The sequence below is a fragment of the Morganella sp. HMSC11D09 genome (genome assembly GCF_001807955.1).
In the GTDB taxonomy this organism is placed as follows: domain Bacteria; phylum Pseudomonadota; class Gammaproteobacteria; order Enterobacterales; family Enterobacteriaceae; genus Morganella; species Morganella morganii.
The window spans coordinates 1-13027 of the sequence record NZ_KV791693.1 but is presented as its reverse complement, the minus strand read 5'-3'; the positions used below and the strand labels follow the sequence as shown (position 1 = coordinate 13027).

The 13027-nt window shown below is 44.3% G+C and carries 21 protein-coding genes and 2 tRNA genes; 10 read left to right on the top strand and 13 right to left on the bottom strand.

From position 1 onward, the window contains the following. The 7 genes from HMPREF3119_RS19815 to HMPREF3119_RS11140 all read right to left on the bottom strand — a co-directional run. Positions 1 to 351 (bottom strand): S-adenosylmethionine-binding domain-containing protein (locus tag HMPREF3119_RS19815; protein ID WP_246829272.1); only part of this gene is annotated, 351 nt, incomplete at its 3' end. 1616 nt (positions 352 to 1967) lie between these two features. Continuing rightward, positions 1968 to 2357 carry a single-stranded DNA-binding protein gene (locus HMPREF3119_RS11155; protein ID WP_070579736.1) on the bottom strand — a complete coding sequence of 130 codons (390 nt, stop codon included), beginning with the start codon at positions 2355 to 2357 and terminating at the stop codon, positions 1968 to 1970. Next, the gene (locus HMPREF3119_RS11150) at positions 2358 to 2972 is read right to left on the bottom strand and encodes an ERF family protein (protein WP_070579734.1); all 615 of its coding nucleotides are present in this window, start codon (positions 2970 to 2972) and stop codon (positions 2358 to 2360) included. Between the two features lie 2 nt (positions 2973 to 2974). Continuing rightward, entirely contained in the window at positions 2975 to 3337 is a 363-nt protein-coding gene (locus HMPREF3119_RS11145) for a hypothetical protein (RefSeq protein ID WP_070579732.1), read from the bottom strand. After that, positions 3334 to 3498, bottom strand: a complete 165-nt coding sequence (locus HMPREF3119_RS19410) for a hypothetical protein (RefSeq protein WP_166707596.1) — start codon at positions 3496 to 3498, stop codon at positions 3334 to 3336. The genes HMPREF3119_RS11145 and HMPREF3119_RS19410 overlap by 4 nt, the downstream gene beginning before the upstream one ends. Beyond that, positions 3495 to 3671, bottom strand: coding sequence for a hypothetical protein (locus tag HMPREF3119_RS19405; protein ID WP_004240098.1), 177 nt, complete (start codon positions 3669 to 3671; stop codon positions 3495 to 3497). The genes HMPREF3119_RS19410 and HMPREF3119_RS19405 overlap by 4 nt, the downstream gene beginning before the upstream one ends. A 206-nt stretch (positions 3672 to 3877) precedes the next feature. Further along, the gene (locus HMPREF3119_RS11140) at positions 3878 to 4336 is read right to left on the bottom strand and encodes a hypothetical protein (protein WP_070579730.1); all 459 of its coding nucleotides are present in this window, start codon (positions 4334 to 4336) and stop codon (positions 3878 to 3880) included. 218 nt (positions 4337 to 4554) lie between these two features. Between HMPREF3119_RS11140 and HMPREF3119_RS11135 the strand changes: the two genes are divergently transcribed. After that, on the top strand, positions 4555 to 4836 hold the full coding sequence (locus tag HMPREF3119_RS11135) for a hypothetical protein (RefSeq protein WP_049240425.1): 282 nt from the start codon (positions 4555 to 4557) through the stop codon (positions 4834 to 4836). A gap of 354 nt (positions 4837 to 5190) precedes the next feature. Then, positions 5191 to 5400, top strand: a complete 210-nt coding sequence (locus tag HMPREF3119_RS11130) for a hypothetical protein (protein ID WP_004240099.1) — start codon at positions 5191 to 5193, stop codon at positions 5398 to 5400. Between the two features lie 28 nt (positions 5401 to 5428). On the opposite strand, the gene HMPREF3119_RS11125 is transcribed toward HMPREF3119_RS11130, so the two are convergent. Further along, positions 5429 to 5884, bottom strand: coding sequence for a transcriptional antitermination N peptide (locus tag HMPREF3119_RS11125; RefSeq protein WP_232056903.1), 456 nt, complete (start codon positions 5882 to 5884; stop codon positions 5429 to 5431). A gap of 234 nt (positions 5885 to 6118) precedes the next feature. On the opposite strand from HMPREF3119_RS11125, the gene HMPREF3119_RS11120 reads away from it, so the two are divergent. After that, on the top strand, positions 6119 to 6316 hold the full coding sequence (locus tag HMPREF3119_RS11120) for a DUF2767 family protein (RefSeq protein WP_070579728.1): 198 nt from the start codon (positions 6119 to 6121) through the stop codon (positions 6314 to 6316). A gap of 152 nt (positions 6317 to 6468) precedes the next feature. On the opposite strand, the gene HMPREF3119_RS11115 is transcribed toward HMPREF3119_RS11120, so the two are convergent. Both HMPREF3119_RS11115 and HMPREF3119_RS11110 read right to left on the bottom strand, forming a co-directional pair. Further along, positions 6469 to 6810 (bottom strand): DUF3024 domain-containing protein, encoded by a 342-nt coding sequence (locus HMPREF3119_RS11115; RefSeq protein WP_036414488.1) that lies wholly within the window; start codon positions 6808 to 6810, stop codon positions 6469 to 6471. A gap of 38 nt (positions 6811 to 6848) precedes the next feature. Next, the gene (locus HMPREF3119_RS11110) at positions 6849 to 7478 is read right to left on the bottom strand and encodes a S24 family peptidase (RefSeq protein ID WP_070579725.1); all 630 of its coding nucleotides are present in this window, start codon (positions 7476 to 7478) and stop codon (positions 6849 to 6851) included. Positions 7479 to 7574: 96 nt separating this feature from the next. Between HMPREF3119_RS11110 and HMPREF3119_RS11105 the strand changes: the two genes are divergently transcribed. The 4 genes from HMPREF3119_RS11105 to HMPREF3119_RS11090 all read left to right on the top strand — a co-directional run bounded on the left by HMPREF3119_RS11105 (position 7575) and on the right by HMPREF3119_RS11090 (position 9922). Next, positions 7575 to 7802 carry a transcriptional regulator gene (locus HMPREF3119_RS11105; RefSeq protein ID WP_070579719.1) on the top strand — a complete coding sequence of 76 codons (228 nt, stop codon included), beginning with the start codon at positions 7575 to 7577 and terminating at the stop codon, positions 7800 to 7802. Between the two features lie 132 nt (positions 7803 to 7934). Continuing rightward, entirely contained in the window at positions 7935 to 8261 is a 327-nt protein-coding gene (locus HMPREF3119_RS11100) for a hypothetical protein (protein ID WP_036414494.1), read from the top strand. Between the two features lie 141 nt (positions 8262 to 8402). Then, positions 8403 to 9194: a replication protein gene (locus HMPREF3119_RS11095; protein WP_070579775.1), complete on the top strand. Its 792-nt coding sequence runs from the start codon at positions 8403 to 8405 to the stop codon at positions 9192 to 9194. After that, the gene (locus tag HMPREF3119_RS11090; protein WP_070579716.1) at positions 9194 to 9922 is read left to right on the top strand and encodes an ATP-binding protein; all 729 of its coding nucleotides are present in this window, start codon (positions 9194 to 9196) and stop codon (positions 9920 to 9922) included. Before HMPREF3119_RS11095 ends, HMPREF3119_RS11090 begins: the two co-directional genes overlap by 1 nt. Positions 9923 to 9958: 36 nt before the next feature. Here HMPREF3119_RS11090 and HMPREF3119_RS11085 read toward each other — a convergent pair. Both HMPREF3119_RS11085 and HMPREF3119_RS11080 read right to left on the bottom strand, forming a co-directional pair. After that, positions 9959 to 10033 (bottom strand) — tRNA-Gly (locus HMPREF3119_RS11085). A gap of 2 nt (positions 10034 to 10035) precedes the next feature. After that, positions 10036 to 10111: transfer RNA gene (locus HMPREF3119_RS11080), tRNA-Lys, on the bottom strand. Between the two features lie 59 nt (positions 10112 to 10170). Between HMPREF3119_RS11080 and HMPREF3119_RS11075 the strand changes: the two genes are divergently transcribed. After that, positions 10171 to 10614, top strand: coding sequence for a recombination protein NinB (locus HMPREF3119_RS11075; protein ID WP_046024444.1), 444 nt, complete (start codon positions 10171 to 10173; stop codon positions 10612 to 10614). A 640-nt stretch (positions 10615 to 11254) separates the two neighbouring features. On the opposite strand, the gene HMPREF3119_RS11060 is transcribed toward HMPREF3119_RS11075, so the two are convergent. Beyond that, a complete protein-coding gene (locus HMPREF3119_RS11060; RefSeq protein ID WP_036414499.1) occupies positions 11255 to 11683 on the bottom strand; it encodes a universal stress protein in 429 nt (142 codons plus the stop codon). Positions 11684 to 11968: 285 nt separating this feature from the next. Between HMPREF3119_RS11060 and HMPREF3119_RS11055 the strand changes: the two genes are divergently transcribed. Together HMPREF3119_RS11055 and HMPREF3119_RS11050 are read left to right on the top strand one after the other, a co-directional pair. After that, complete coding sequence (locus HMPREF3119_RS11055; RefSeq protein WP_070579773.1) at positions 11969 to 12598, top strand: recombination protein NinG; 630 nt, start codon at positions 11969 to 11971, stop codon at positions 12596 to 12598. A gap of 289 nt (positions 12599 to 12887) precedes the next feature. Continuing rightward, positions 12888 to 13027, top strand: a 140-nt coding sequence (locus HMPREF3119_RS11050; protein ID WP_305777635.1) for an antiterminator Q family protein, incomplete at its 3' end; no start/stop codon positions are given.

Genomic DNA, 13027 nt, shown 5'->3' with positions numbered 1-13027 from the left:
GCCGCCGTTGATGCGCGTCTCTGCGTTCAGCGTGTCCATGAAGTCGAACATATCTTCCGGAGGTTTAGCATCAATACGGCCTCCAGCGTTTTTGTTCAGCTTCACCCACACGAACCCGAAGCCGGTACGCACTTTAAATCCCCACGCTTCAGCCAGTTCGTAAGCCTCACGGATAAAGTTACCCGTGTACCACATGCAGAGCACGGAGTTGTCAGAGGCTATTTTTTCGATGGGTAAGCGGGTGAGGGAATAAAAATCGATGGTGTTGTAGTGGTTATCTGCTGCGCCGTTGGAAGATTTGTTGTTATATTGCCATGGTGGATCTGCGAGAATTAAGTCATACTTTTTCATTTTTCCTCACTGAAATAAACACATCTGACACTGACCTTCTGCAATATCCAGTTGGTCACGCTCGTATTTATATATTTTCTGATTTATTGTTTTTCTGCGGCATATTCCTTTTGTCGTTGAGTCTGGCCTGAGTTTGTGCCGAATATAATTATTCTCCATCGCGATACCGTATCATCACCCATTCCGGCCATAATTACGCAGAATGAGGTAGCGAGCCATGCCTTTTCAAAAGGTGGCCTTTTGTCAAATAAAACCATATTGATTATTCCTGAATTGTCAGAAGTGAATTATAGGCACAGCAGAACCGTGCATTACCAGTAGTAATGCAAATCCGATTGTCATGGTTAGCTCTGAATTTTAGGTATAAAAAAACCTGCTGGTGCAGGGTAGCTATTTTTAAAGTAATTCGTTAGGGATTGGCTTTATTTGATGAGCCATGATTAGCTCATGTATTTTGTTCTCATCAAACAAGCCTATTTCACTATCTATTGCTACGGCGTAAGATTTGTTGTGTATGCGAGAATATGGCAATTAAATTTCCTGCTGTGTTTAATTCCGCCGTTATTATGTGAGGTGCTCGATGTTAACGATGTCCCTCGCGTAAGAGTGATTTTTTTAACTAATGAAGTGGCTAAATAATAAACTTCGGATGAGCTATCTTTATTTATAAGAAGATATTCAACTATCATAATTCCTCCATATTAAGGCAGGAATATTATATCAATTGGTAAGTGCAATTAATGTATTCTGACTCTCAGTATCATAAAACTATGTTATCAGCATATAAGCCCTTATGAATTTTCAGTTACGCGGAAAACTAGTCATATTGTGATGTGTTCCACATTTTTTCATGCTGGTATTATCACTTTCAGTAATTATAACTATATTTAAATCGTGGTCGGGTGGTGTATACGGTGGTCTCATCCGTGGGTAACACCATTTACTGGCATCGGAAGCATTATTCGGCCACAGCGTTAGTTGGAATTTCCTTATTTATCATGTAATTATCATTATTGCTATATTTATCATCAATTATTGTAATGCCGTTGGTATAAAATCTGTATGTAATTACTTGGTTGCCGGTATTGTCATGTCACGTACCGGCAATTTTTTGTCTGAATACTTGCTGAATTTTGCATACGCGAATCTCTCGCTGGTAAAAACGAGATTGAAAGTCACGCTGGTGCAGGAATAAGATTTTATTTTCTGACTAACTTGTGAAGTTAATCACTATACTTCACTTGAAATGGTTAAATTCTGCCATATATTTAAGTTAAGGACTGGAGGCAGCCCGAGAGGCTACAGTCTCAGCGGAACGTTGTCTGTTCGTCGGGATGTGGCTTTCTTTCCGAGTTGTTGTGGGTGCAATAGTTATTGGTATTAATGATACTTCAACTTAACTATCTGATGACATACGAACAAAGCAGCAACTGAGCCACCGGTGTTCCGTAAAGCGCTGGTGGCTTATTTATTTGTCGGGGGCGTTATGATTTACTTCATTGAAGGCTTGTTGTTTGTCGTTGCTGTTGTCGCTGTAGCGTTTATTATCCGACGCGCATGGAATGTATAACCCTCAGCATCCTTGCATTACGCTTCATCCTGAAACGGTGGGGTTATTAAAACGGAATGTCGTCGTCAAAATCCATTGGCGGATCATTCTGTGCCGGTGGTTGCTGTGGCTTCTGGCTTCCTGCCTGATTGTTGCTGAAATCCAACTGGTTCACGATAATCACCGGTGCTGACCGTTTATTGCCATTCTGAACAGTCCATTCCTCCATGACGAACTCGCCAGTAACCGTCATCTTCATTCCTTTTTTCAGGTGTTCCGGTAATTTTTCGGCTTTCGCGCCGAACATTTTGCAGATAACCCACGATGTCTTTTCGTGCTCGCCATATCCCTGTTTCACCGGCAGGCTGAACGATGCAACGGCTTTCCCTGCCGGAGTCCATCGTTGCTCACAATCCTTTCCGAGATTGCCGCTGACTGTAATTACGTTAATTGCCATTTATGCCGCCTGCTTAAGTTCGTTGATCCTGATGCCGGTGAGGCGCTTACATTCATCCTGTTTGTCGCTGCCGTTCAGCATTCGCCATACTTTCCTGTATTCAGCCTCAATTGTCTTTGTGTCACTTGTGACATTAAGAAATTCGGTATAGTCACCCAAAATCTGCTCTGGATTACGTGGAACAACATCGTGAACCTCTGCGTCAGCATCAATCGCAGTTTCTTCGGTGGGAATACAAAATGCCTGGAAAGCTGCGTATTTATAGGCGATAGACATTGCTTTGTTGGTTGCCTTGTCCCCGCTATCCATAGCTTCGCCAAAGGTGGTCACTGTGTGTTTGCTGCCGTCTTCCGTGGCAATGAAATCAAACTCAGCCTTCACCACGACATAAAATAAGGTACCGCCTTTTTGTGTCTGTCGCTCCGTGACAGAACGCTCCATAATGCGGGGAAGGATAATCAGGCCATGCTTAACCAGCGCCGGGGCAAGTGCGTTGTATACAGCGTCGATACCCCTGAACATAAACCCCTGTTGTGAATTCCTGCTCCCTTTTTTGATGCCTGTCTCAGCCAGTTCCTTGGCTACGGCACTTATTGCCTTATAGACTTCAGACATGATTAATCTCCCAATCTCTGGCCGGGGCGTGATTCCGTACGCCCGCCGCCGTAATAATCAACACCACCGACACCGGTAGCTTTTCCATGTTCAGTCCTCCATTCTCTCCACGCCTGTGTCTCAGCAGCATTCCGTGCTGCTTTGATGTTTGCGGGTAGTGGGGGATAGTGAAGGGCGGTGATACGGCAGATGTTGTAAAGTGCCTCGGCAACCCGTTGCTCTGACAGTGAAGGCTCTCCGGTCGGTTTCCCCCGTCGTTGCAAATCCATTTGCTCAATTGCTGATTTCAGGGCGTGTTGATAATTTTCATCATACGTCCCGCCGGAGCCTGAACGTTTCCCTATACGGCGTGGATATTCCATCATGTGAATTCTCCGCTTAAAAATTCTGCCGGTACCCGTCCGTTTGGCAATCCGACACTTTCACGAAACCAGTAATCATCCTTTTCTTTCTGCTCTTGTTTTCTGCGCTGTTCGGCAATCCGTTGCCGTTCTACCTGAGCATCCTGTATTGTGTATGTGTTCATGCCGGTAGCCTCATTCTGCACTGATGGAGAATGCGGCTTGTTTTGGCGTTCTCCCTGCGCCAACGCCACTCCGACACAATCTGCTCAATCTGCTTTTCATCCATGTCAGCCTGATTGAACAACTCAATAACCTGTTCCTTGGTGTGTTTTTGTTTTGCAGTCATCAGCGACATATCTTTCTCCCGTAAGCTCTCATCTGTAATTGGTTAGCCAGATCCCAAATACGGGACTTTCCGGTGGATATCGCTACCCTTGCCGCACATCGGGCAAGGCGTAAAAATGGCATAGAGATGCACGCCACGTCAGAACCGCACGCAGCGCGACAAGGTTTAGTTTTCATGTTGTTTACCTGCTGATATCCCGAGGTGGGATAGGGGGATTACTTCTGTGTGAAAGAGATCAGGGCGGAACGGTGGGCTTCTGCCGCTTCTCTGGTTAGGTGAATGCGCCCTTGTTTAAGTAGATTTTCATCGTCTTCATCATCGCACCAGCGTTGATAATCAATACCATCGAGACCCACAACACAGTAACCCGTTCCGTACTCCAGTGACTCCTGCACCGGTTCTGGAACCTGATATCCATTAATGTCGATATAGCGCGGCTTCATGCGGTATTCTATTTCAGGTAGAAATACAAACTCGGCGATAGGGGACTGCCATTCACCGCCAATCAAGCGCTGAAATTGTGAATACCACTCTTTATCCGTCTTCGCTATCTCTGCGGCTTTAGCCATCAGGTCTGCATGTGGGTGCCCTGACATTGTTTTTTTCTCCTTTATCTCAGTTAATTGCAGGTCTTGAATATCGGCTTTGCCAATTAGTACACCGAACAGATACATGTGTTCTGTACAGTCGGCCTCATCTTCGGCCTCGATATCCTTTTTCCCATGGCTTTCCGTTCCATTTACACGTTACTTTAAACATCGGCATGTTACTTCCTCCTATACACTTCCCTGTGCTACGTGATGTCCGAATAGTTATCCCAGCATTGAGAGAAAAGTTAAAATTTCAGTAAAATCATATGTTAATTTATGCTAAAATATTATTCGGATGTTCAATGGATTATGGAGAGATAATGAGTGAGCTAATAAAAAAAGTAATTTTTCGATTCATAAAAGCTCCCAAAGTAATAAAAAATTTCGATGATGAAGAACGCGCGTTGCTGATATATTTTCTAAATGGTAAATACAAAAAAAGGAAAATCAGAATTTATAAAAAAGCAGCAAAGCGTTTGATTGATAAAGATGTTTTGGAAGTTGTTGAATCCAGCGTCCGCCCCGGAGTTAATCTAATTAAGATATCAGACTGTTACTATTCTATTCTGAAGCAGAAAATATAAATTTCAGATTACTGACTGGATGCTCGTCTCCTGGGCTGTCAGACGCCAAGACACTCGATATATTTCAGGTAATCAAAAATGCTTTTATCTGTTGGCTCTATGTTCTCATTGTTGCACACTTTGCAGCAGCTTCCGGCATACGCCTCTGCCTGAGCAACATGTGATGAGCTCAATTCAGTCGATGCAGTACTTATTGCTACACGTCATATCCATTTCCTGTTTTATTTAACCTAACATCCCCCGTAAATGTGATGGGGTGAAGTGTCTGCTTTTAACCATATCAGATGAGGTGCAGTGTGTTACAGATAGAAATCCGTTAAGATGCTTTTAACCCTATAAAATGAGATAAATAAGATGAATAATGAAGTGATAGCAAAGCGTCTGGACGCGCAGCATATTTTGCTGAAATCAATTTTTGACGCGCTGACTACCGAGCAAAAATCCGAAATTGAGAAAAATATTAAAAGTTTGAGTCAGGCAGCAAGGTACCCGCACATTCTGGAGTCATTTGATGAGCCAGAAGATGCAGAGAAAGCAGCACTGGACTTGCTCTACCTTAAGTAATACTTGGTCAGCCCATTCATAGGATGGGCTATGCTCTGGCCGTGATGCCAAATTCTGTTTTTGGTTTTGAATTATATCGCTTAGTTGAATACAAGGCAGTAGTGTTTAAGCAGCAGTTATCCGGTGAATCGTAAATCGGGGTACTGCATGCTGATGTGGCTTTTTCTACCCGGTTCATTGGACTTTTGTCCGGTTCAGTTCTGAATATTTCCTCCAACTTCATTTTTACATTTTTGGTGGCAATCGCTTCAGCCTTTCTCCTGGCGTGACGCCTGTTTGCTGAGTTGCCACGTAAAAATTCAGGCTTGCGTGATTTTTTCACTATGATTATTGCCATATTCCCTCCAAACAGTCGGCTTTGGTGATTGGTACAATCATGCTTTGCTTCAATCCCGAAACCTTCTGAGAAGGTTGACGCTTTATCAGCGTCACCGTTCTGACAGCCAATACACAGCTCGCTATCATCGTTTTTAAAGAACATCAACGTGCTGTGTTCCGTTGATAACTTGAGTTTATTAAATGCTAAACATGTCGTCAAGTATTAACTAAACATAATTTAGTGAAGTATTAACAATACATTGATTGTTCAGTGAATTTATTTTTTTAAATCGTCAAAATCTGGCGTAGATCACATGAAGTAGAACAAAAAATATACAATTATTTTCTGTCCAAGCGCTGCTGCGGATGTTATTGTTGAATAAATATACAGAGGTGATGAATGAGTGACGAACGAGAACTGATTTACAGTGAAGTATGCAGAGTAACAGGCAGAGCGGCTATTATGTTACTGGATTCACGGCAGATGATAACGAAAGGAAATATTAAGCAATTGCTGTACTCCCATAAAGAACAAGAAATAGACAGATTTATGAATGAGGTCTATGAGGTTGCTATCGACCTGATGAGCGATAACTGATACAAAAAAGCTCTCGCGGGGAGGGCTGGGGTTATGCTGCCCTTCACCTATGCGTTCACCGCCAGGATAGCCCTGCCAACTTTTATCACTGTCATATCCTTATTATGTATTTCTACACCTACCACCTTACTCTAAAATATGTCATCAGGCTGTCAGCCAAAGAATCGATGATTTGCATCTTCATCAATAATTTTTATTGCGTCAGAAAAACTGCCTATCATTCGGCCGTCGTAGTGTCGCCATTCATTATTATCAGTAGACCAGAACAGGGACCACGAGTTGCTGTTCCTGTTGTTTGTTATTTTGGCCAGCATTTCTTCTGCACGCCCGGTACTCCAGGACAGTTGTCTAACCTCGAAAATGATTACGCTATCGTCTTCAATACGATACTGAAGGTCATGTTCATCTCGGATATGCTTTGGTGGACGACGCTTTTCCATGAAATAGTTCATACATTGTTTAATTTGTACGACTTCAGTGTCATTGAATGCCATAGTTTGTCCTTAGAACTCGTTTGATTATCAGTACTGGCTTATGATTGTTCGCACTTATCGATAAACTTAGTCGGCTTTACAATCGCTGCCACATAATGCATTTTTTCCACTTCACGTGGATCAACTGTGATTGGCGGGTGAGTATTGTTGACGCTGGTGAATTGGTAACTACCATCTCTGGTTTTATTCAGTATTTTTACCATATTCTTACCTTCAACAGTGCGCACAAAGACCTCATCGCCGGATCTGACTACTGTGTTGGGCTCAACAACCACATACTCACCTGACTGAATCCTGGGCCACATACTGTCACCCTTAACTTTGAGGGCATAAGCGTCCTTATCATCGCTGTAAATTTGAACCCATCCCTCAAGGGCCTCTATCATATCCACTGCGCCATCAATCCCTAGGAATGCTTCCCCAACTACTTTAACCATGCCATTGGGGACGAATCCAACAAACTCAATTTCATCTGGTTGTAATTCTTCATTAGAATCAAGAAACCCAGGTGGCATCCCATAGTCTCTTTCTAACCGACGAGCAGCTTTCTCTCCAAACGATGATTTACCACTCATCAGCTGAGATATATAGCTTTTTTCTTTTGATGGCAGGGTCTTATCTTTGAACCAGCCAGCAAGCTTGGTCTGTCTTATTTTTTTCATATCCATTTTTCTATTTTGATTAGTAATGACTAAACAAGCAAATACTTGACGGGCGGTTTAGCGTTTAATAAACTTCATCATTAAAAAGGATGGAGATAAAATATGGATTTAAAAAATTACATTGATTCACTTGAATGGGGGGGAGCGAAGAATTTGGCGGATAAGCTTGGTGTTTCGAAATCTTTTCTCTCCCAAATGGCGTCGGGTGCCAGTTCTATATCTCCAAAACGTTGTGTAGAAATTGAAGTTGCAACATACGGAAAAGTAACGAGAAAAGATTTGCGCCCAAGCGATTGGCATAAAATTTGGCCGGAGCTAGAAATCATTTAAGTATATAGCTGTTCTTTAACAATCGCAGAGCTGTTAGCTGCTACGGAGTCACTGATAAAGTGACGATTTACATATAAAACTACCTCACAGGATGTGAGCTACGGACTATCTATTCCAAAAGGAATTTACATTATGGAAAATGCAAATCCACGCAAATCGTTCAACCGGTTTGTGTCAAATCATCTGATGACAACCGCTCATCAGGCAATCAGAAACACCACACAGACGGTCGTTGCAAAACTACTCGGTGTTCACGATTCAACAATCCTACGCAGAACAGAAAAGTTACCGGAGATATGCGAGACATTGGCCGCAGCCGGTATCAGGGATTTTGTTTTGCCTGGCGAAAGAAAAATCAGTGAGGAGGAGTATCGGTTTCTGTGGAAGCAGATTGGTGAACTCTCTCAGATGAGAATCAAAGAAAACGCCCCGACTGTTGGAGCAGCAGAGGCGCATTAAGAAAAGCACTTAATATTTATACTGTATCAATAGCCAGTGTTGTTGAAAAGAGGGAAACATAAAGTTTCCCTTTTTTGATACAGCAATTAACGGAGTAATTATACATGAAAGTAATTATAAAACAAAGATATGGAGGTTGCTATGAATACAGCGGAAGTGTATGAATTCCCTGTTAAGCAGGAGCAACCACGAGTGGCAGACCTGGACGATGGTTACACTAAACTCGCCAACGAACTGCTGGAGTCTCTTTCATGCTGCAATCTGACAGCCAGACAGTTCCGGGTAATGTTGGCACTGATCAGAAAAACATACGGGTTCGGGAAGAAAAATGACCGGATAACAGATTCTCAGCTGTCAGAAATTACCGGCCTGTCCCGTCAGAACGTTAACAAGGCAAAGAACGAATTAATTTCAATGAATTACATCGTGAAAGATGGCAATAAGATTGGTGTCAACAAGGAGGTTTCGGTGTGGAAAAATCAACTTAGAGACACTGTCTCTAATCTGGAGACAAAAAAAGTCTCTAAGTTAGAGACAAATGATGTCTCTGGTTTGGAGACACACAAAAGAAATACTTTAAAGAAAAAAGAAAATATATATACCCCTATATCCCCTAAACCTGAAAAACCGTCCAAGCCAGAACCCTTTGATGCAAATGCACACCCGCTGCCTGACTGGTTGAGCCGTGATACCTGGGTGAGCTGGGTTACCTACCGGAAAGACCTGAAAAAACCGATCAGGACAAAACAGACACTAAACGGGCTGATATCCAGGCTGACTAAATTTTACGAGGCAGGGTATACACCTGAGAGCGTAATCGACGAATCGATATCAAACGGCTGGACTGGCTTGTTTATGCCGAAATCACCACCAACACGGTCGCGCATTGTCCGGCCTAAGCGTGTTCAGCAATTCATACCGGAGGACTTCTGATGGCAACAGCAGCACAGACTCTGGAGAGGTTTAACCGCATGAAGCCGGAGCACATCAAGCCAAAATTCACGAATGCTGCTGAGCTGATGGCGTGGCAGCGTGAGCAGGGCGCTATCGATGCGAAACGGATTGCTGACGAAAACCGTGTGGCTCGACTGCATAAAATCATGGGGCGTTCCGGTATCAGACCGTTACACCTGGAATGCACGTTTGAGAACTATCTGGCGACAACGCCGGAGCAACAGCGGGCACTCAGTAAATCACAGCAGTACGCAGCTGAGTTTGGTAAATCATTTGGCGGATTTATTTTCAGCGGTAATCCCGGCACCGGTAAAAACCATCTGGCAGCGGCCATCGGCAACCAGATAATCCGGAACGGGAAAAGCATTCTGATTGCCACTCTGCCAGACCTGATGATGCGTGTCCGTGAAACATACCAGAAGGGGGCGAAAACTACGGAGTCGCAGCTGATCAGCGACCTGTGCGAAGTGGATTTACTGGTGCTGGATGATGTCGGCGTACAGCGTAATAACCTGAACGAAGAACTGATTATTTTTCAGGTGGTAGACCGCCGGTTATCGAATAAAAAACCGGTAGGTGTGCTGACCAATCTCAATTTTGACGAACTGGCAAAAGCATTGGGTGACCGAGTTATTGACCGCCTGAGAATGGGGTCACCGACCGTTATCAATTTCACCTGGGAAAGTTTCCGCAGGCAGGTTAAGTAGTGTCATAACCCAGGACAGAAGACTTTTTGAAATGATTGGAGCGGCCAGCGGGAATCGAACCCGCATCTTCAGCTTGGAAGGCTGAGGTAATAGCCATTATACGATGACCGCAATGGTGGGTCGTGGGAGGCTCGAACTCCCGACCAATTGATTAAGAGTCAACTGCTCTCCCGGCTGAGCTAACGACCCGAAGAAATTAAAATACCCCCGTAAGAAACTAACGGCAACCGATAACCTCAGGAGGTTGAATGCAAAAACAGACATTCCTTCTCAGGAATATACAGATACTCAGAAATCTCAAGGCAGAGCTTGACAATCTCCCGCTTAACGAAGAATTCCCCCTCGAAGTAAAAATATCCGATCCGAAGCGAACCCTTCCCCAAAATGACATGTTTCATGCGCTGTGCGGCAACGTAGCAGAGCAGGGCATTGTATGGGCTGGCAATACGTGGGGATTGCAGGACTGGAAATGTATTTTCGTATCCGGACATGCAAAGGCTACCGGCCGTGACGGGACGCTTATTCCGGGACTTGAGGGAGAGATTGTACCGCTGGCAAGAGAAAGTACCGCAAACATGAGTAAGAAGCGCATGACAAGCTTAATCGAATATTCGCAGGCGTGGGCTATAGGTGAAGGTATAAAACCCCGCGCCGCGCGATACAGGTTTAATCATTACGGACATCAGGAATAGGAGCAGGACGTATGAAAGAACCGCACATACACCAACTTCTCACCAATGACGAAGCCGATAAGCTCTGCATTTACTACAGGCGTAAGGGGTATAACCCGGTGAAGTCACTGAATATCAATCCTCAGTATTTCGACGTCACCGTGTATCTGCCGGTAGTCAGATATCTGAAACCAACACCACGGGCAATGATTAACAGGATGTGGCGATGAATGACGAACAATTCAAAGTATGCGTTGACATAATCAGGGCATGTCGCGATCTGGATTCGTTCACCAATCACGAGGCTGGGCTGCGCACAGGAAACTCGACAGAGTTCATTAAGTGGTTTACCAACAAAATGCTGTATATCGGATGTTTGCGAAAGGTTGGTACAACGAGGCATAACCGCCATGTGAGTCCGTTATTTGCTATATCGCCGGATGCTGTCACCAGGCTGTATCGTTACGTTTGCGATTCACGTGGTGAGTTAGTGCCGGGTGGTGAGCAGAGTGAGAGAAAGTGAATCGAATTTTGCGGGAAGGTGGTCAGCAAGGCATACATTGAGCCGGGGTTCGGTCGGTCAGATGTTACCTGGTTCGACTCGCTAGTGCAGGGAGTCAGGAGAAGAAATGGTAAAGCCCGCCGGAGCGGGCGACTGGTGTCAGCGGACAACTAAAACTGAGGTTTTGGCATAACGGACGACTGCCGCAGCAGTGGAGCCGAGTAGATAGGTAGAAATACTCGGACGACGGGAGCCGATGATAATCAGGTCTGCACTAATAGCTTCGGCACGTTCAAGTATTTTGTCTTTTGGGCGACCAATTACGATATATCTGTCTGCTCTGTCCTCCGGCAAACTGAATTTCCTGATTATCTCGCCTAATTCTTTCTTTGTGGAATCTATCAGTCGCTTTTCCAGATCCGCGACAGACAAACCACTTTCAAAACCACCATATGGGAATGCTGGTATAACCGCAAGAAAATGGATACGGGCATCTTCAAGTTTAGCGAGGCTTTCAACATGAGGAGTAACCATATCAGTGAGTTCTTTTTCCCATACATCAATCGGAACAAGGATATTTTTGTACATAGTTCCTCCGATATTCATTATTCACTCAGATTAATAATAGACCAGATTGGCCAAAAAGTGAGCAAAAAACGTTCGGCAGTTATTAATCAATGATCTTCGGAAAAAACTCCACTTTGCACCTAAAGCATGGTGGGTTCGCGTAATTATTTATTACAGGGGAGGGTTTGATGAACTGCGCAATATGCGGCGAAGGACTGGCCGACGATGAAGTTTATGTTTGCGACCAGTGCGCCGGTGAATGTCCGCATCTGGAAGTAGTCGAGAAGATAAAAGGAGATGGTGAGAGTGGCAAAGCAACCGCGGCGAAAATGCCTGATATGCCGAGAATGGTTTCACCCGAAATTCAGTAACGAATGGTGGTGCTGTCCGGAGCATGGCGCTGAGTTGGCAATAAAGCGACGAAGCAGGGAAAGGGAAAAGGCTGAAGCCAAATTAAGAAAGGAGCAGCAGCAAAAAGAACGTGAAGCAAAAGATAAATTAAAAATCAGCAAGTTAGCAGTAAAACCCACCTCATATTTCCGGCAGCAAGCACAAACAGCGTTTAACCAATTCATCAGACTCAGAGACCGCGATGAACCATGCATCAGCTGTGGTGAACCTAATCCACCTGATTTACATGGTGGACAGTGGGACTGCGGTCATTTTCTGTCTGTAGGGTCACATCCTGAGCTGCGGTTTGAGGAGCGAAATGCCTATAAGCAATGTAAATCATGCAATGCGGGGGCCGGTAAATTCTCACACAAAAATAACACTGTAACGCAGAAATACGAGTTACGGCTGATTGAAAAATTTGGACAGGAGTTAGTTGACTGGTTACGCGGTCCGCATGAGATACCGCACTGGAAGCGGGAAGACTATATCCGTATACGCGATGAGTACCGTGCGAAAGTGAGGGAGTTAAAGCGTAAGACCTGAAATTACACCGATACCTGAACACTACGGTAATCAGGCGACACTGGTGACTGAGTTGAAAATAAACCGGTACACAGTCAGGACGTTTCACCGGGATACCTGGTGCGAAGCGTACATAATCTACATCGGTGTGCTTATGACCGAGTTCGAGATGAAAGGCATACAGGAGTGAGAACAATGAGAGAGAAACATTGGAGCAACACTACTCTTCAGGGCAACTATACGGGAAGCGTCATTTCTGTTTTATCGGAAGATATTAAACCTCATAGCCTGCAAAATAACGAGGTAATGTATGCGTGATATTCGCCAGGTGTTAGAACGGTGGGGGGCTTGGGTTGTTGATAATCAGGAATCAGTATATTGGTCACCAATTGCTGCCGGGTTTAAAGGGCTGATCCCTGAAAAAGTTAAGAGTCGTCAGCAATGTACTGA